Source organism: Thalassospira sp. TSL5-1, assembly GCF_001907695.1.
In the GTDB taxonomy this organism is placed as follows: Bacteria; Pseudomonadota; Alphaproteobacteria; order Rhodospirillales; family Thalassospiraceae; genus Thalassospira.
Map to the genome: position 1 here is coordinate 177,811 of NZ_KV880642.1, position 19,155 is coordinate 196,965.

Consider the following 19,155-nt stretch of genomic DNA (forward strand, 5'->3'; position numbering starts at 1 on the left):
GCATGATGGCAACGATGCTGGCATGTGGTGCCAGCGTGAATGCCCATGCGCAAACTGTAATTGATGATGATGGCCTTGCTGCCTGTTTTGCCACGGCAAACCGCCTGGACCGGCTGGGATGTTATGACAGCCTGCTGGGTCGCCCCAATACGGGTGACGAGGGTATCGCCATTGCAAAACCGGCGGCAGATGAAGATGAAAAAACGCCGTTGGCCATTTCCTATGTTAACGGGTTTTTGCGCTCGTCCAATATCACGCCCGAGGGTGTGGCGGTGACATTGCTTGACCACAAGACCGGCGCGAAAATAACCGGCACAAATGGCGATTTGCTCGACCGGATCAATCCGCCGCGCGACATGGCCGATTTTGATCAGCTTCGCCGCAAGGCGGACCTTTATCTGGCATTGCCGGCCCTGGCTGATGCCGGGGAAAAGGGGGCAATGCTGGTGAGTTGTGAAAACAACATCACCCGGATGCGCCTGATGTGGATAAATGATTTTGCCGGTCGCACGGTTGATGCCCGGTTCCTGTATGGCAACAGCCTTGCACAGGAAAATGCCATTGGCACGCTGTTGCGGGTCAATGGTCAGGGGCACATTCTTGAAACCCCGCGCGGGCTGGAAAGCATCCGGCTTTTAAAGACGATTACCAATGGCAGCAGAATTCAGGTGTCGGTTGATGCCGGAAATGAACAGCGTTCGCTGTTTTTCGATGCTGATGCGTTGCGCAGCGCCCTTCCGATGATGGGCCGTCATTGCGCATGGAAAATGGACAGCAGGTAGGCAGGTCAGGAAAATGGTTAAGCGATTATTCAATCTTCTCAAGAAACTTTTGCGCCCGCTGGTGCTGATTGCGGTGTTCAGCCTGATCATGGCACCGATTATTTATTTCTTCGGTGCACGCATCGGCACGCATGGCGTTTATCCGTTCAAGGATGAAGGCATCCGGTTTGTTGTTTCCGCCGGGTTGCTGCTTCTTTCGGCCTGCCTGTTTTTGTTTATGGCCATTCGGGCGGTTGTCCGCTGGTGGCTGGCACGCCGAAATGCCAGTTCGCGCCAGCCTTCGGAAGAAGAAATGGAAAAAACCGCTATGGCCCAGGTGTTTGACCGGGCGATGACGGTGATCCGCAATCGCTGGTCGGGCGAGGGGCGCGGTGTTTACAGCCTGCCTTGGTATCTGGTGCTGGGACAGCCCGGCAGTGGAAAAACCAGCCTTATTGAAAATGGCGATCTGCGGTTTCCGATTGACCATGAAATTGAACATGATTTGCGCGAATTGCCGCCGCGTCAGGCCAACCAGTTCTTTTCCTGGCGGGTGGCTGGTAACGAGGCCGTGCTGCTGGACCTGAATGGCGATTATTTCCGTCCGCAACAGCGCCGGTCATCGGTTGAAAATGCGCTTTGGGATGCGTTCCTGTCCAATTTGCAGCGTGTGCGCCCGCGCCGCCCGATTAACGGTATCGTTCTGGCGATCGACCTGTCCGAATTTATGGGCATGTCGTTTAACCAGCGCGAAAATTACGCTCTCGAAGTCCGTCGGATTATCAATGATGCGGTAGAGCGCCTGGGAACCCGCATGACCATCCATCTGGCCTTTACCAAGCTTGATCAGGTGGCCGGGTTTGCCGATTATTTCGCAACGCTTAGTGCGGCGGATCGCGAAATGCTCTATGGCTTCCATTTCCTGTATGAAGGACGCCATACCCCCGACTGGCTCGACCAGTTTGACAAACAATATGCCGAATATCTGGATCGTTTGCATCTGCGTCTGAAAAAACGGGTGCTGGAGCTGAAATCCGCCAATAGCCGCCAGGAAGCATTTTCCTTTTACCGGACCTTCCTGGGGCTTGAAGCACCGTTGCGCTCGTTCCTGGAAGGGGCTTTGTCGCCCGATAAATTTACAACGCCGCCTTTGGTGCGTGGTTTGTATTTCTTTAGTAACCGTCAGGAAAATGCACCGCGCAACGTGTTCCTTGAAGCCGTTGGTCAGCGTTATGCCCTGCCTGCGCCGCTTTATGGCACCAGCCAGAACACGTCTTATCCCTATTTTGTGACCTCGTTCCTCAAAAAGGTGGTTTTCCCCGAGGCAGGCCTGGCCGGGAACAATTTCCGGGTTGAGGAACGCTATCGCAAACGTATTTTGATGTCGTTTGGTGTTGGGGCCGCTGCCTGCATCGTTGGCGTGTTCTATTGGAATGACCGTTATCAGATCAATATGGAACGCGCACAGGATGTACTGGCAAAGACCGAGGCCTTCAGCAAGGCTGATGCCCGTGCCAGCCTGGATCCGACCGGCCAGCAATATTTGAAACCGCTGAATGATTTGCGGGCCGCGATTGATGAATTTGGCGATTATCGTGACGTTGGTGCAGTGCAGGCGCAACTCACCCTCTATCAGGGCCGTGATATCGGGCCGATTATTGACCGTGCCTATAATTATGAACTTCATAACCAGTTTGCTCCGGCACTGGTGGCGGGTCTGGCCCGGAATCTGCGTTCCGTCTGCCCGAAAGGCGGCGACAAGGAACTGGATTATCTGCGTGTTTATCGCATGATGGCTGATCTGGGCGGGCGTGATGATGCCATTGTCGATGGCTATTTCAATCAGCTTTGGGAAACCCGGCTGAAACGTGAACCCGAAACCCGCGAACAGCTTGCCGCGCATTTGAATTACATGCTGGAACGTAACCCGCAGGCCTATGAAGTTGATGCCAATCTGGTTGCTCAGGCCCAACGGGATCTAAGCCAGCAAACCCCGTTTACCCGTGTGTATCGCACCATTCGGTCGCGCACGACACAGAAGCTGTCCAAACCGCTGGAATTGCCGATTGCGGCAGGGGCACCGTTTAATGTTGTGTATCAGCCGGTTGATTTGCAACAGGAAGCCAACGCATCGGAAACCGACGGAAACGGGCTGGCTGCGGCAAGCGATTGCAGCGTGCAAAGTGTGAGCGACCCGGATCAGGGACCGTTTGAAATTCCGCGCTTTTTCACCAAAAAGCAGTATCACGCGATGTTCGTACCGCAGCTTGAACAGGTGGCAAAGGTTGCCGGCGATGATTTGTGGGTGTTGGGTAAACTGGAAACCAGCAACATTACCGACGCCGATTACGACGAAATTCGCAACCGGGTGCGGGAAAGCTATGTGAATGATTATATCGGTGCCTGGAAACATGGTCTGAATTCCATGCAGGTGCGTCCGTTCGCCGATATCAAACAGGCAACCGAAATTCTCCATACGCTTTCTGACGGCAACAACCCCATTCGCCGGGTTGCCGAACTGGTGCGGGATAATTCGGTTCTGTATGAACCCAAGGAAGCACCAAAGGGCGAGGACGGCGAAGACCTGACCGATCAGGTGGATTTTGAAACACCCGAAGATCCCAACCGGGTGGCTGCGCGTGATATTGAACGTGCCTTTGCCGACATTCGTGAAATGCTGGTGGAACGCCCGGATGGCGGCCCGTCCAATATGGACGAAATCGAAGATGCCCTGGGTAATGTCTATCAATATATGAAAGCCGTGCGTGACGCCTCGGACCCGAGCGCAAAGTCGCTGGAACTGGCGATTGAGCGGGCCAAACTGGCCGGTGACGACCCGATCTTTGTGCTTGAACGTGTTGCAGAACGCACACCCGCCCCGTTTGGTCAGCATTTGCAATCGGTTGCCGACCAATCCTGGGGGATCATCATGCGGGGTGCCTCGGTTGCGCTGGGCCGTAAGTGGCATGATCAGGTTTATGGGGCCTATCAACGGCTTATTGCGGGCAAGTATCCGTTCAACCGCAAGTCGGGCAATGATTTGCCCCTGAAAGATTTTGAAGAATTTTTCCGTCCCGGTGGCATTCTTGATGCGTTCTACAAACAGGAATTGCTGACCTTTGTTGATGAAAACACCGGAAAACCCAAAGTGATCGATGGCCAGTCCATTACGGTTGATCGCAATTTTACCACCCAGTTGCGGACCGCAATGAACATCACCAAAAGCTTCTTTAACCAGACAGGTGATCTGTCGGTTGAATTCAGCGTCGCGCCGGTGGGCATGAATGCCAATATCAGCCGTGCGGTTCTGAATTTTGAAGGCCAGCTGGTTGTCAGCAGCCACGGCCCCAGCCGTCCGATTACGGTTTTCTGGCCCAATATCATCGACGGCCCGGCGTCTTCGCGCGTGGATATGTCGGCCCTTTCCGGGGCGGGACGGTCCATGTCCAAACAGTTCGACGGGCCGTGGTCCTTCCTGCATCTTTATGATGCGGCCAAGAAATCCAATCTCGACAATAATTCCGTCGATATCTCTTTTGCCAATGCCAACGGCCAGACTGCGACATTCCGCATTCGCCCGGAAGCCCGTGTGAACGCGTTTTTCAACAGTCCGCTTAGTGGCTTCTCATTGCCCAGAAATCTACATGGGGGACTATCTTCATGACCAGAACCGGTATTTCCACGTTAACGGCTGTTGCAACGGTATTGATGCTGTCGGGCTGTGCCAGCCCGGGATCATCGATCCCCCAGGCGGGCAAGACCTATACCGGTCCGCTCAGTGCGGAGGCCGAGGCCAAATTGCGCGCCAAGGGATTTGGCATGAGTGATGCCGAACGCGACAAGCTTGACAAGCTTGATCGAGATCGCCTTGCCGCCAAATTTGATTTTCAAAAACTGGGTCAGCCCGTGGATAGCCCGTTTGCCGGGTTTGGCTTTGCCGGGCCCGAGAACACGCCCTTTGCGGTTTATCGCAATGGCAAGGCTGTGACCTTTACCCCCAAGGGGACCGATACCGAACTGGAACAAATCGCCCCGCGCTTAAGTGGCGTTCTGTTGGCGGGGAAGGATCGGGAACGTATTGTGGGCGAAAGCCCGCGCGGAACCATGATGTCCTGGAACACTGCTGATCTGAGCCAGCAGGTGGTTTTGCGTCCGCAAAACAGCACCTTTAACCTGACCAACGTTTATGATGTCGCCACGGTGAAGGACTCACCCTACCTGGCAATGGCGGTTGAAGGTGGCCGGGTGGAACTTTGGGATCTTGCCGCCGGTGAAATGGTGGAATTTACCGAAAACAAGGTTTCCCAACCCCGTCAGGTGATGGATGGCAGTGCTTATAATGATGTCATTTACGGCACCAACCGGGGCGAGATCGAGGAATGGAAACCTTCGGTCGATACCACCCGTCTTTATAGCCATGCCGGGCCGGTGCTTGATATTGCCAGTGTTGACGGGCGTGATCTGATTGTGTCCTCGGCCAAGGATGGCACGGTAACAATTTATGACCGCAAAAAAGGCGAGGTCATTCATACCCTGGAATTTGATACCGTTGTTTATAACATCGTGGTGTCACCTGATAACCGCTATGCCGCGATTTTCCAGACCTTCGGTTCGCCCTATTACATTGATTTTGATGCAATGGAATCCCGCCGTTTATATGTCGGGTCCGGCGTACATATGACCCAGGGCCGTTTTGCCAAAAATGGCAGCCTGCTTCTGGCGCGCGAAGATAACGACATGATCCGTGTCTGGAATACCGAACGCAATATTCTGGCGGCCAAAATTACCCCGGAGAAGGGCGGCAGTATTGTCGGCTATGATGTGTCTGACAGCCTGGGCCTGATCGCCGTTGCCACCACCAAGGGCAATATCGAATATTGGGACCTTGAAACCGGTCATTATATTCGCACCGCCCTTCATACTGATACGCCATTGGTGGGTGTTGAAATCAGCCCGGATGGCACCAAGGCCATTGTTGCACAGGCTGATGGGCAACTTGCCCGCTGGAATGTGATGGCCGATCAGCCCGAAAAAACCTTTATGTTCGACTGATATGAAGTTTCCGATTGAACAAATCCTTGCCAGCATTCCCGGCCCGGACCGGGAATTTGGCGAGATTGACGACGATATTCAGGAATCGCTTGATCAGATCGATAATGAGCTGATGAAGCGCGGCACGCTGAATGCCGAAAGTATGGATTGGGATGCCGTTGCCGAACAGGCAGCGGCGGTCCTGTCCAAATGTGCCCATCTCAAGGGGTTCCATGGTGCCGTTCTGGCACTGACAAACCAGCCAACCACAGCGGCGAATCTGGCAAAGGCGTTACAGCTTTCGACCTATCTGTTTGCCCAGGCCTGGCAGGAAATGCACCCCAAATCCAAGCGGGCTGGTCGGCTGCGCGATGTCTGGATTGGCGATATCATCAGTTATTTGGCATCCGGGGTGGAATATGTCTGCAAGGCCGAACGCACCCTGCCCGATGAAAGCCGCGCCAAGGCATTGGCGCTGGTAGAACTGGCTTCGCCGCATGGGGTGGATGTGGCCCCGTTAAGCGAGGCGCTGGAAGCCGCGAAATCACCCCCGCCGCCGCAGGAGAATAACAAGGCGGCGAATGGGGGCGGCAAAGACGGTGAATTTGTTCCGCGGGAACTGAATGCCCGCGATCGTGCGGTGTTACGCAAGGATATACGCTCGGTTGCGGATCGTATTACCCAGTTTGATCCCGATGCGCCGGTGGCCTATTTGATGCGCGGCTATGCCGCGTGGCTGGAACATAAAACCCTGCCGGAAAATACCGACGGTGTGACCCAGCAACAGGCAATGCCGGCCTTCATTCTCGATGAACACAAGGCCGCTGCCACCGCGCCGGACGAGGCGAAGCTCGCCAAGCTTGAAGATCGCCTTTATATGAGCCCCGACTGGTTTGAAGGCCAAAAATTGGCCGAACGCATGGCGCGCAAGCTGGGTCATGATGCAGTGGCCGATGCCATTGCCCGGCGCTCTGCCGAACGTGTCCAGTCTCTGCCGGGGCTTGATAAGCTGCAATATGCCAATAACAAGCCCTATGTCTCGCCCGAAATTGCCCAGTGGCTGGCAAATGTTGGCACCGCGCCCACAAAGGCGAAGGGGCAGGGCGGATCATCGGGTAACGGTTCTGCTGACGATGCACCCGACATGGACGACCAGCAGGAAACCGACACCAAAAAGCCGAGCCTGGAAGATGCCCTGCGGGTCGCCGATGACGCGGTTGCCAAAAGCAGTTCGGGCCGCGAGACGGTTCTGGCGAAATTTACCCTGGCCAAGGAAATGGCGACACATGGGCTAAAAAGCCATGCCCGCCTGATTTTTGATGAGATTTTGCATGAATTTGGCGTCGCCAAACTCAGCGAATGGGACAAGGCCCTTTTGCGCGAAGTGCAACAGGAGAGAAGCCGTGTTGGCTGATCGATTCATCAGGCAAATTGGGCCGCAAAATAGCCCATCGGGCGAAATTTCGCCCGCGCGGGCGGATTTCCGCCCGATTTGATGATTGGGCCTTGAAGCCTTATTTTGGAAAACGTTTGTTTTTCAAATAGTTAAGCAGCTGTCTTTCATGGGGCTGTATTTTAAAATTTTGGCAGATTCTGCTCAATGTTTTTGGGCATGGTGATGATGTGCCATTCCGCCCGTGGGGTGTTGTTAAATCTTGCGGGTTCTGTGCAACCAGAAAGCGGAAGCTGAAAGCCTATGTCTGTTGATCTGATACGTGATGCCGTAACAACCACCGAACCCTGGTTGGCCCAGTGCCATTTTGTGCGTGTTGCCGATGAAAATGACGATGGTGCACAGGATAACCAGGCGGACAATGATGCGGCGGGCACGCAAAAGGAGGATGATCCGTTCGCCCTTGCTGCCGACCGTGATGATCACTGCAAGGGCCTTGTCGCGGTTCTGACCAATGACCGGGCGGGTTTTGAACAGGCTCTGGAAAAATTTCTCGTTGATCAGCCGCTCCGGCTTTTGTGGTGCGAGGATATCATGCCCGCCACCCGCTGGATGATGCGCTATCCCAAGGATAAATCCGCCCTTGACCTTGCCCGCATGGTCCATGATTACCGCCCGGTGGAAATCGGCCCGCTGGCAACGGCGGAGGACGGGCCGGGGGAACATGCCGATGCCATCTGGGCGGAATTGAAAGAAGATGTCACTCCGCTGGATGATCAGTTTGGGGTTTGGCCGCCCAAAACCGTGCCGGATGATCTGGCGGAATATCTGTTTGGGGATATTGAAAAAACCGGCAAAACCGGCCTTGCCACCTATGCGGTGATTGATGCCTCGAAAATGACGCATCTGGTGGAAAATCTTGCGACATCGGGGCTGGAATATCGCTGCCTGTTTACCGGGGAAGCGGGTGAAAATCTGGGCGAGGTTGCACCCTATCTGGTGAAACTTGAGCAGGATGCGCGCTTTACCCGTGACCTTTTGTCAAAGGGGGATCGTCCCTGGCAGCATTGGGACCGTGAAGCCGCAGCCTTTATCCGGTCATCTGCCGGGTTTGATGATATCTGGCGGCATTTGCGCAAGTTCACCAAAATTCGCGATAGCAATGACAAATGGTTCTTTTTGCGCTTTTGGGACCGCATGTTTGTTTATTACCTGCACGAACATCCCAAAGGCCCGTTTCCCGAGGGTTTCTTTCGCGAAATTGATGTGCTGATTGCGCCGCACAAGGAGGGGGCGGCGCGTATTGTCGGCAAAACCGGCAGCGAGGCGACGGCAAGCGAGCCATTTTTTCCGACCTTCAGCGCCTTTGTTGCGGGCAATAAACGCACGGGCTTTATCGACCGGGTGAAGGCCTTTTTTAAGGCCAAATACGAAGACAACCCGGATGACGATGTCCTGACCCAACAGTATCGTTATGCCCGTGAACTGGGAATGACCTCTGAACTGGCGGTTCTCAAAACAATGGAAGCACAATTTGTGCTGCACCGGGCCGGGCACGCCGCCGACAAACTCGACCCTGCTGAAATCCCCGATTTTGACAATATGAGCGATGTGCACCGGGCGGACGCCCTGCTGGCCCTGGCAACCAAGATGGTGGGTGACTGACATGGACTATGGTGATTTTTCTGCGAATGCAGATTCAGAAGAAACGTTTTTCCCCTGCAAGCGCGGCATGATCCCCATTTTGCCGGTGCGATTTTCATTGCTGCCCTATGATCTTGACAGCGTGCAGGAACCAACCTCTATCGGTAATCCGGGATCATATATCATCCGCACGCTAAGGCGCGGGTTTGTTTATGTGTATGTAGAAAACCCGCAGGAAACCGATGAAGCAAGCGACCGTCAAGGGCCGGGTTTCTGGTACGTGTTTCGCTATGATACCAAGAGCCAGGATATCAATGGTGATTTCGTTCCACAAGGAACTGATAGCTATCATCGTGCCGATTACAGCTTCACCAAATACGAGTGGACGGACAATTACGGTGCGGGTGCCTGGAAATATGACAGCTCCACCCCGGCCAGCAAAACCATCTGGGTACCGAAATGGGCCAGCAAGGTATGGCTGGCCTATAGCGAATATCGCTGGCCGCCATCCTTTTTCCGTCAGGGCCATCAAGAAAGTTTCCGCAAGCAGATCATGCAACCGGTTAATTTGCGCGGGCAAAACCAGTGGGCGGCCTATATCGGCAAGGCCGAGGAACTGGTAGAGGAATTCAAGCCAGCGCCCAAGCGTAAAAGCCCGATCCTTGCCACACGTTTGAGCCTGTCTCAAACCAAGTTTGCAGCAGCCGTACCACCAAAAATTTCAGATGAATGTGCTGTGATCGCAGCTTTGCATGACCCGCTGGGTGATATTCTGGAAATGAAGTTTCGATATGCCGCGAAAGTGCTGCATAAACAGAATTTCGCCAATGCGAATGCCTATCCTTTAACCATCGGTCGGTTTTGCAAGGTGATCAAGGATCAGGTGCCCGACCGTAAGGAATGGTATCAGCTTCAGAGGTCTGCTTTTGCAGATGGCTGGGAAGTATCTTATGACAGCCTTGTTTCAGCTATCGAAAGTATTGACCATAGTCTCGAGGAACTGATTACCGGCATTAATACTTTCATGAGTAATGAAAATGATCATTACCTGGGTAAACATCTGGCTCTTGGATTTCATCAGGAAAATGATCCCGCCGCAGTTTTTTACGCTTCTTTGATGCTCGGCAGGGTTCTTGATGACCTTGGTGCAACGGCACGGGGGCATATTGCCATTCGCAAAGGTCTGGGCGGTGCCGAAGACATACCAGACGCTGACAGGAATAACGGTTCTGCTTTAAATACGTCTTTGCGCGCCTTTTTTATGGCATGGGAAGATATAAGCCCTAAATATTATGATCAAATACGGAAGTCGCGTTTTATATTTGATCTTACGATTGAAGCCATTGCTCTTGAGATCGCCGTAGAACCCAAAGTGCGGAATGACCCGGTACTTAGGAACGCCATCGAGAATGTTTATCGCCGTTCGTCCGATGGCACCATCATGCTGACCAAACGACAAGTCTCGTTCGAGGATGCGGTAAGATTCCTGCAAGGTACCTTTAATGATGCCGAGGTGAAGGATCTCGTTGCCGGTATTAGCCGGTCCGGAAAGCTGCATTTGTCGGCCATTGATACGCGGATGCCGACAGTAGATTTGCCCGCGGTCGAGATCAATGGTGACGTCAAGCTTTTGGGCGGTTTGCGAACGGATCGCACCATTTACACGTTGGAGGGTGGTGCTGCTGGTATCTCGCTATTGCTGGGTTTTTGGGCCCTTTGTGAAACGGCGCAGACGCAGGAAAAAACATATGAGTTATTTAAAAAGGGAGAGTTGACATCGGTTCTTACCAGTAAGGCTTTTAACGTCACGACAATAGCGGTCTCTATTGCAGATGCTGCGTTAACTTTAGGCACGAAAACAGCCACGGCATTTGCGCCTACCGAGCAAATTTCGCAAAACGCCCTGCGCGCTTTGTACCAACGGGCCATTCCCAGAGGAGCAGCAGATCTGCTTTATGCCCCGCGCCTTGCATCGGTAGCTGGGGTTGGCCGGATTGTGCCGTTGGGGTTGCCCAGACTGTCTATAGTGTTGACTGCTTTGTCTGCGTATGGGGGCTATAAGCGGGGCCTTGAGCGAGAGGACCCTGCTCAAATCATAGGCAATGTTTCAGTTTTTATTGGCGCATTGATGATGTTCTTTGAAGCTTCTCCGATCGTAAGTGCAGTGTTCCTGATAATTGGCACCGGTATTACGTTGTTGAGCTATTCCGATATTGAAGATGTCGTGCGCAAATGTTTTTGGGGAAGTCGTACTCCATATTGGGGGCTAAAAAGGCGCGTAAATTTAATAGAGAAAACACGCAATCTGCCTACGCCCTGGAATAAGCGTCTCCGAACCGAAATTCATTGGTTTGAAGACTTATTATGGACAATCAAAATTGAGAATTCAGTTGACGATGACGGATTATTTTTCATCGAAAGTCCCGCATTTGCTGAGGAAAAACCAGGAATACTCGATTTAAACATCCGTGAATTACGCGGGCGTTTCTGGCAAGTGAAATATAATTTAGCAACTGGCCAGCTTAGTGGCGATGATCATAAAGAACAGATCCATGTCAGGATGATAGCGGGATCGTCTGCAATTGTGGTGAAAATTGACCCGGGCCCGGATTTTGGCAAGTTAAGAGGCCCGAATATTGCGGGGCGGCGGCACGAGTTTGAAGAGGGGTATTATATTAAGGCCAAATATACGCGCGGTATTAAAGAATATACGGGTGGAGATACACCGATGACGATTACAGGCGAATTACTTGATAAAGGGAGAATATAATGGTGGTAGAGAACACCAAATCTCAAATTGAGGGTTTTTCTCACCCCTATCAAGACGTTTTGAATGTAGAGCAATACGAATTCGGTCGTTTGAAAATGGTATTTGGCCTCGCTGGTATTGGCGGATGGGTAGGAACGATATGGTATTTTATTATTCCTTATTTGGCGGGGAATGTGGAGTGGATTGATTATTATTTGGGTATGGTGGGAAGAGGGTATTTGTGGGGGACAGATATTGGGTGGAAGAAGTCATATTTGTACGATTGTTTGCGAGATCATTTTCTGTCATGCACCGATACGACGACACCGTTGGAATATGTCGCGATCCAGTTCTACGCAGAACCGATGCGATATATTTTAACACCTGTTACTGCTTTAATCATGTTGACAATTCTGGTTGCATATTTTTTTATCCGTCGTCCGGCTCCGTTCAGAGTTAATCGAAAAATTGGTGCTATTTATGGCTGGGATCAGGGGAAGCTCTGGATCTTGCCGGCTTCTGAATTTGAATTTTCGTATAGAGGCGAGTGGGACCCGCTGTCATTCCGGTTCTTTACCAGTGGTCCAATGGTTGTTCGCATGAAGAACGCGAAAAACCCAAACAAGACGCGCAAATTCAAACTGGGCGGATATCCCCACCGGGATCGATTACATGGCAGGGTTTTGGGAAAAGCGATCACAGCGTTCCTGAAAACATCGCGAACGCCGGACATTATTGAAAATGCGCCTAAGAAATTGCACCTAGCATGGTGGAAATGGGCCGTTTTTCCGGTAGCAAAACTGCCGGAGGATATTGATCAACGTGCGGAAGAGTGGTTGCGATTACATCAGAAAAATGAGGCATGAGATCGGAATATAGTAATTGTAGGGTTTTTGTCTCCGCATGGATAATTCTTTGAGCATAAAGGTGTCATAAGTCCAATATGTTAAAATCAAAGAAATCAGGGTTGGGCATAACGCTGGAAAAATATGTTAACGCGTCACAATTTGAAGGGATATCACGTATTTCCCAGGATATTGTTGATGTAGAGAAATATGATTTTGGTCGTCGGAAAATGATTGCGGGTATTACCGCAGTTGCTACTTGGATCAGTACTGTAAGATATGCGGTTCTACCTTATCTAAACGGCGGATTTGAACAGATTGATCATTTTTTAGGTCTTTTAGGGCGTGGATATTTATGGGGGGTGGATGAAAGTTGGAGAGAATCTTATTTGAATGATTGTTTGCGAAATCATATCTTGGCTTGTAAAAATACGACAACGCCATTGCAATATGTTGTCATTCAGTTTTATGACGATCCGAAGCACTATATTATAGCAATTACTGGTGCCTTTATTATATTATTGGCTTTGTTTGTTTATTTTTTTATCCGTCGTCCGGCTCCGTTCAGAGTTAATCGGAAAATTGGTGCTATTTATGGATGGGATTTGGGAAAGCTTTGGATATTGCCGTCTTCTGAATTTGAATTTTCATATAAAGGCGAATGGGATCCGCTGTCATTCCGGTTCTTTACCAGTGGTCCAATGGTTGTTCGCATGAAGAACGCGAAAAACCCAAACAAGACGCGCAAATTCAAACTGGGCGGATATCCCCACCGGGATCGATTACATGGCAGGGTTTTGGGAAAAGCGATCACTGCGTTCCTAAAAACATCGCGAACGCCGGACATTATTGAAAATGCGCCTAAACGATTGCCTCTGACATGGTGGAAATGGGCCATTTTCCCTGTGGCAAAACTGCCAGACGATATTGATGTCCGCGCCGACGAGTGGCTCAAGAAACATAAATATTTGTAGAGTTTTGGCTTTGCTTGTCTGGAGAATTTTAGGAATTTGTAATGACTACAGAAAAGCCAAATACCATTTATCTGGGGATCGCGCTTCGTGCATCAGGAATAGCGGATGTCGAGCGTTTTTTTCATGGTTTAAAATTTGTTGCCGGGTTCACAGCAGTTTTTATCATGGCCTCTACCCTGATTTATTTTTTTCAACCTTATGAAAAGAATGATGAAGCGGGAACATATGATCAGGATCAGGAAATGAGCGCGTGGGAGGATAGAGCATATTTTCTGGGTTATTTTGGTTATGGATATTTGTGGGGGCATCATGAGTCTTGGCAGCGTACTTATTTGAAGGGGTGTGTTCAAGATGAGTCTTATGGATGCACCAAAGATACGACGCCTTTCCAGTTTATGATGCTTCAGATGAAACGGCACCCGAGGACATATTTCGATATATGTATCTTTTTTTTGGGTTGGGGCTGTCTTAGCTTCGGTTATTTTTTTCTGCGCCGTCCGGCTCCCGTGCGCTTTAATCGTAATCTCGGTGCTATTTATACGTGGCATCGGGGAAAGCTTTGGATACATCCTCTATACATATTTGATTACAGCTGCCAGTTGAGCCGGGATGTTTGGAATGGCGGTGGGTTTAACGGTCCGATGGATATAAAACTAAGATCATCGCAAAATCTGAAGAAGAGAAAAACTTTCAGACTTGGAATATATCCCTTTCCTGGTGACGAATATGGACTATTCCTGGGCGAAATACTGCATGAATTCATGTTGGGTACTTATGAGGATAGCGAACGCGGCTGGCCGAAAAATCTGAAATATCGCTGGTGGCATCGGTCTCTGTTCGGGCGCAAGAAACTGCCGGACGATATTGATCAACGTGCGGAAGAATGGTTGCGGTCTCAACATCAGAAAACACACTGATCCCCGCCCTTGCGGGCGAAATTAAAGACAATGAAGGTGCAGATTAAACTGCATCGGGGCAAAGCCCGGTTGGAACACAAAAGAGCGAGCAAACGACATGGAATATGGTGATTTTTCTGCGAATGCAGATTCAGAAGAAACGTTTTTCCCCTGCCAGCGCAGCAGCATTCCCATTCTGCCGGTGCGTTTTTCGCAGCTGCCTTACGAGCTGGAGAATGTGCAGGAACCGACTTCGATCGGTAATCCTGGCTCTTATCTTATCCGCACATTACGGCGCGGGTTTGTTTATGTGTATGTCGAAAACCCGCAGGAAACGGATGACGCCAGCGACCGCAAGGGGCCTGGCGCCTGGTATGTGTTTCGCTATGACACCAAGGGCCAGGATATTAACGGCGATTTTGTTCCCAGCGGAACCGACAGCTATCACCGTGCCGATTACAGCTTCACCAAATATGAATGGACGGATAATTACGGCGCCGATACTTGGAAATATGACAGCTCCACCCCGGCTAGCAAAACCATCTGGGTGCCGAAATGGGCCAGCAAAGTTTGGCTGGCCTATAGCGAATATCGCTGGCCGCCGTCATTTTTCCGTCAGGGCCATCAGGAAAGTTTCCGCCAGCAGATCATGCAACCTGTTAATTTGCGCGGGCAAAACCAGTGGGCGGCCTATATTGGTAAGGCTGAAGAACTGGTCGAGGAATTTAAGCCGACACCTTTGCGCACAAACCCGACCCTTGCCGCACGTTTAAGCCTGTCGCAAACCAAATTTGCCACGGCAATTCCGCCGCAAATTTCGGATGAATGTGCCATTGTTGCAGCCCTGCATGACCCGCTGGGCGATATTCTGGAAATGCAGTTTCGCTATGCCGCGAAAATCGAACACAAACAGAATTTTTCCAATGCCAATGTTTATCCATTAACGATTGGCCGGTTTTGTGAGGCCGTTAAAGACCAGGTGCCCAAGCGTGACGAATGGTACCAAATGCAGGATCCCGCCTTTGCCAGTGGCTGGGAAGAGAGTTATAGGAACCTGAAATCGATCATTGATGCGATTGACAATACGCTTGATGAACTGATTACCGGGATCAATGTCAGCATCGGGAATGAAAGCGACCATCGTCTTGGCAAGCATCTGACCCTTGGCTTTGAACAGCAAAACGACCCGGATGCAGTGGGATATGCGTCGCTGCTGCTTGGGCGTGCTCTTGCCGGGCTTGGTGCCACGGCGAAGGGGCACATTGCCATTCGCAAGGGGCTTGGCGGTGCAGAGGATATTCCCAACGCCGATCAGAATAGCGGTTCGTCGCTGAATAAACCTTTGCGCCTGTTTATGAAAGCCTGGGGTGGCTTTAGCCCTGGTGTGTTTGAGCGTATTCGGAAATGGCAGTTTTCCTTTGATATTACCCTTGAAGCGATTGCGCTTGAGGTTGCTGCGGAGCGGGCGGTGCTCGAAGGGGCAGAATTCCGCAATGCCGTGACCAATGGTTATCGTCGTTCGGCAACTGGCACCCTGATGCTGACCAAGCGTACGGTTTCATACGTGGATGCGGTAAAGTTTCTGCAAGGTGCCTTTAATGATGCCCAGGTCGAAGACCTGTTGGCCGGCATTAGCCCGACGGGACAATTGCATATGTCAGCACTTGATACCCGTATGCCGACCGTCGATATTCCGGCGGTTGAGATGAACGGGAAGCTGGAGCTTGTTGGCGGCTTGCGCGCGGATCGTACCATTCGTTCGATCGAAACCGGAACGGCGGGCATTGGCATTTTGCTTGGTGCCTGGGCGTTGGTTGAGACGGCAACGGCGCATAAAAAGGCCAACGAGCTTTTTGAAAAGGGAGCCATGACAGGCTTTTTTACCAGCAAGGAATTTACCCTGACGGCGACGGCGATTGGGGTTGCTGATGCGTCTCTTGGTTTGGCGTCCAAAACCATGAAGATGGTCGCCCCTGCCCAACAGATCACGCAGGATGCCCTTGAGATCCTTTATAAAAAGGCAATTCCGCAGGGGGCTGATGACCTGATTTACGCACCGCGTTTGGCAGCAACGTCCGGTGTGGGGCGTGTTGTGACGACCTGGTTGCCGCGTGTTTCGATTTTCCTGGGGCTTGTGATGTCGGTTGGCGGTATTTATCGGGGGGTTGAACGCAATGATCCGGCCGAGATCATTGGTAACTCTGCGTTGCTGATCGGGACGGTATTAATGCTGTTTCCGGCAACGGCCTGGATTGGGGCGGTTGTGTTGCTGGTTGGGCTTGGCATTACGTTTTTGGCCTATTCCGATATCGAAGATGTGGTGCGTAAATGTTTTTGGGGCAGTGATTCGCCCTATTGGGAATTGCAGGTGCGGCCTTCTCCGCAGGAACTGATCGAGGAAACACGAAACCTGCCGGGGCCGTGGAAACAGCATCTTGAGGAGGAAATCCACTGGTTTGAAGATTTGCTTTGGACCATGACGATTGAAAACAAAACCGTTGATGACGGAATGTTTGTCATTGAAAGTCAGGCCTTTACCGAAGAAAATCCCGGAACACTGGATTTGAGCATCCGCGAGCTTTATGGCCGTTCGTGGCGCCTGAGTTATGATCTGTCCACCCGGCAAATCAGCGGAGATGACAGTGGCCAGGTGCATGTTGATGCAATGGCCGGGTCCTCGACAATTGTTGTGAAAATTGACCGTGCAACGGAACCCCGGCAGCAACGTCTGACACCGACAACGGGCTATTATTACATGCCGGTGGATACGGGCGACTTTGTTCGCGCGGAATATACTCGGGGTGAAACCGGCCAAACCTATACGGCGCATCTTAGCGGTAAAGGACATCTGTGATGGTGCTATCGCCTGATAAACCGGTTTCCGGGCTTGACGGCGTTTCGCGACCGCATGCGGATGTGGTTGAGGTTGCCCAATATTCATTTGGTCGCCGAAAAATGGTCGCAGGTCTTGTTGCCCTTGCAACATGGCTTGCGACCTTCTGGTGGTTGTTTTTGCCCTATATGATGGGGCAGGCAACTCCGATTGACAATTTTCTCGGTAAAATCGGGCGTGGCTATTTATGGGGTGAAGATCCGCTCTGGGCGCAGACTTATGCAAACCAATGCCTGACAAAGAACTATTATGGCTGTTCAGGTGATACCACACCGTTTGAATATATCGTTCTGCAATTTTACGCCAACCCAAAGTCCTATATCGTCCCCATGTTCGCACTTGGCTTGGTCACAATCTGTGCCTTTGCCTGGTTTTTCATGCGACGTCCGGCTCTGGTGCGATTTAATCGCAAGATTGGAGCCGTATATGGGATTTCTGTCGGTAAATTCTGGATCCTCCCGGCGGCGGATTTTGACTTTGTTTATTGCGGTGAATGGGACCCGCTTTCCGGCCGGTTTAAGAGCAGTGGACCGATGACGGTCTGGCTGCGAAACGCGCGAAAACCATCTCAAAAACGCAAATTTGCGTTAGGGGCCTATCCGCCGGACCGGGCAGAATATGGCAAACAGCTTGGCGAGGCCCTTGAACATTTTTTGGCAGGGAAACCTGTAGATGAACGCATTGCAAACGCGCCCGATCATATGCCGCTAAAATGGTGGGAAAGCTCGCTATTTGGTGTGGCGCGCCTTCCTGGGGATATCGATATAAAAGCGGAGCGTTGGTTAAAGAACGGGTATTAAGACCCGAGTGGACAACAGCCTAAAATAAACGACCGAGCAAAAAAGGGACATAACATGAATTATGGAGATTTTTCAGCCACCGCCGATGCCGAACAAACCGCAATGTCATGCGAGAGCACGACTATTCCCATTTTGCCGGTTCGATTTTCACTGCTGCCTTATGACCTCGACAATGTCGTAAAACCGACATCGATCGACAATCCCGGATCCTATCTTGTCCGTACGCTGCGGCGCGGGTTCGTTTATGTTTATGTGGAAGACCCGCAGAATGATGAAGTTGCGACAGACCGGCTCGGCGACCGCAACTGGCATATTTTTCGGTTTGATACCAACAATAAAGATGTGAATGGAACATACGTTCCGGAAAATACCGACGGTTATATTCGCGCTGATTTTAAATTCAGCAAATATAAATGGACCAAGGCAACTGCGGACGGCAATTGGGTTTACGATGAGTCGGTTCCCCCATCCAGTACAATATTCGTTCCCTGTTGGGCGAGTAAAGTATGGCTTGCATATAGCGAATATCGTTGGCCAGCGGCTTATTTTAAAGAATGCAATGACCCGTCAGTCCGGGCACAATTGATGCAGCCTGTCAATCTGCGCGGGACGAATAAATGGGCCGCAAAACTTGCCAAAGCTGATCAGATTGTTGAAGAATTCAAACCGGACTCTCAACGTGCTTCCCGGCAGGTTGTAACACAACTGGAGCTTTCACAGGTTAAACTGGCAGCTCAACGCGCGCCGCAACGCAGCCATGAACAGGCCGCTTTGGTTGCTCTGTTCGATCCTCTCGGCGACATCAAAGATGCCCAGTTCCGTATTAGTCAGATGGGTCAGTATATTTCAAATGTTACAGAGGCTTATAAATATCCTTTAACCATCGGGAATTTCTGCACGGCACTTAAGTCTGAAGTTGATGAGCGGGATGGTTTTCTTGACAAATATGTAGGTAATAAACCTGCTTTCAGAAAAGGTTGGGAAGAAAAACATCTCGAGATCAAAAATAATATTCTAAATGCTCAAGCGGAAATCAAAGATATAATAATCTACATAAATGAGACCGTTGCAGACTTCGATCCGTATTCTATTGGTAGGATGTTCCATCTGGCTGATGAATATTCCAAGGATGTGGAGGTTTGCACTTTTGTTTCGAATATATTCGGAAC

12 protein-coding genes are annotated in these 19,155 nt (G+C 51.1%); all 12 read left to right on the forward strand.

Annotated features, from left to right (window positions below; genetic code table 11):
- The first annotated feature begins 2 nt into the window (after positions 1-2).
- A complete protein-coding gene (locus LF95_RS21420; RefSeq protein WP_073957246.1) occupies positions 3-782 on the forward strand; it encodes a type VI secretion system-associated protein TagO in 780 nt (259 codons plus the stop codon).
- Positions 783-795: 13 nt separating this feature from the next.
- Entirely contained in the window at positions 796-4,425 is a 3,630-nt protein-coding gene (tssM, locus tag LF95_RS21425) for a type VI secretion system membrane subunit TssM (protein ID WP_073957247.1), read from the forward strand.
- The gene (locus LF95_RS21430; protein WP_073957248.1) at positions 4,422-5,813 is read left to right on the forward strand and encodes a WD40 repeat domain-containing protein; all 1,392 of its coding nucleotides are present in this window, start codon (positions 4,422-4,424) and stop codon (positions 5,811-5,813) included. Before tssM ends, LF95_RS21430 begins: the two co-directional genes overlap by 4 nt.
- A 1-nt stretch (position 5,814) precedes the next feature.
- Positions 5,815-7,206: a type VI secretion system domain-containing protein gene (locus LF95_RS21435; protein WP_073957249.1), complete on the forward strand. Its 1,392-nt coding sequence runs from the start codon at positions 5,815-5,817 to the stop codon at positions 7,204-7,206.
- Between the two features lie 282 nt (positions 7,207-7,488).
- On the forward strand, positions 7,489-8,850 hold the full coding sequence (locus LF95_RS21440) for a DUF4123 domain-containing protein (protein ID WP_073957250.1): 1,362 nt from the start codon (positions 7,489-7,491) through the stop codon (positions 8,848-8,850).
- Position 8,851: 1 nt separating this feature from the next.
- A complete protein-coding gene (locus LF95_RS21445) occupies positions 8,852-11,599 on the forward strand; it encodes a toxin VasX (protein WP_073957251.1) in 2,748 nt (915 codons plus the stop codon).
- Positions 11,599-12,444: a hypothetical protein gene (locus LF95_RS21450; RefSeq protein ID WP_073957252.1), complete on the forward strand. Its 846-nt coding sequence runs from the start codon at positions 11,599-11,601 to the stop codon at positions 12,442-12,444. Before LF95_RS21445 ends, LF95_RS21450 begins: the two co-directional genes overlap by 1 nt.
- Positions 12,445-12,521: 77 nt before the next feature.
- The gene (locus LF95_RS21455; RefSeq protein ID WP_073957253.1) at positions 12,522-13,397 is read left to right on the forward strand and encodes a hypothetical protein; all 876 of its coding nucleotides are present in this window, start codon (positions 12,522-12,524) and stop codon (positions 13,395-13,397) included.
- A 41-nt stretch (positions 13,398-13,438) separates the two neighbouring features.
- Positions 13,439-14,314, forward strand: coding sequence for a hypothetical protein (locus LF95_RS21460; protein ID WP_073957254.1), 876 nt, complete (start codon positions 13,439-13,441; stop codon positions 14,312-14,314).
- Positions 14,315-14,411: 97 nt separating this feature from the next.
- A complete protein-coding gene (locus LF95_RS21465; protein WP_073957255.1) occupies positions 14,412-17,147 on the forward strand; it encodes a toxin VasX in 2,736 nt (911 codons plus the stop codon).
- Entirely contained in the window at positions 17,147-17,986 is an 840-nt protein-coding gene (locus LF95_RS21470) for a hypothetical protein (RefSeq protein ID WP_073957256.1), read from the forward strand. The genes LF95_RS21465 and LF95_RS21470 overlap by 1 nt, the downstream gene beginning before the upstream one ends.
- Positions 17,987-18,040: 54 nt before the next feature.
- Positions 18,041-19,155, forward strand: a 1,115-nt coding sequence (locus tag LF95_RS21475; RefSeq protein ID WP_143182139.1) for a toxin VasX, incomplete at its 3' end; no start/stop codon positions are given.

Bases quoted from the DNA above. Each gene is read 5' to 3' on its own strand.
- LF95_RS21420 (WP_073957246.1), top strand. From the start codon at position 3: ATGATGGCAACGATGCTGGCATGTGGTGCCAGCGTGAATGCCCATGCG.
- tssM (WP_073957247.1), top strand. From the start codon at position 796: ATGGTTAAGCGATTATTCAATCTTCTCAAGAAACTTTTGCGCCCGCTG.
- LF95_RS21430 (WP_073957248.1), top strand. From the start codon at position 4,422: ATGACCAGAACCGGTATTTCCACGTTAACGGCTGTTGCAACGGTATTG.
- LF95_RS21435 (WP_073957249.1), top strand. From the start codon at position 5,815: ATGAAGTTTCCGATTGAACAAATCCTTGCCAGCATTCCCGGCCCGGAC.
- LF95_RS21440 (WP_073957250.1), top strand. From the start codon at position 7,489: ATGTCTGTTGATCTGATACGTGATGCCGTAACAACCACCGAACCCTGG.
- LF95_RS21445 (WP_073957251.1), top strand. From the start codon at position 8,852: ATGGACTATGGTGATTTTTCTGCGAATGCAGATTCAGAAGAAACGTTT.
- LF95_RS21450 (WP_073957252.1), top strand. From the start codon at position 11,599: ATGGTGGTAGAGAACACCAAATCTCAAATTGAGGGTTTTTCTCACCCC.
- LF95_RS21455 (WP_073957253.1), top strand. From the start codon at position 12,522: ATGTTAAAATCAAAGAAATCAGGGTTGGGCATAACGCTGGAAAAATAT.
- LF95_RS21460 (WP_073957254.1), top strand. From the start codon at position 13,439: ATGACTACAGAAAAGCCAAATACCATTTATCTGGGGATCGCGCTTCGT.
- LF95_RS21465 (WP_073957255.1), top strand. From the start codon at position 14,412: ATGGAATATGGTGATTTTTCTGCGAATGCAGATTCAGAAGAAACGTTT.
- LF95_RS21470 (WP_073957256.1), top strand. From the start codon at position 17,147: ATGGTGCTATCGCCTGATAAACCGGTTTCCGGGCTTGACGGCGTTTCG.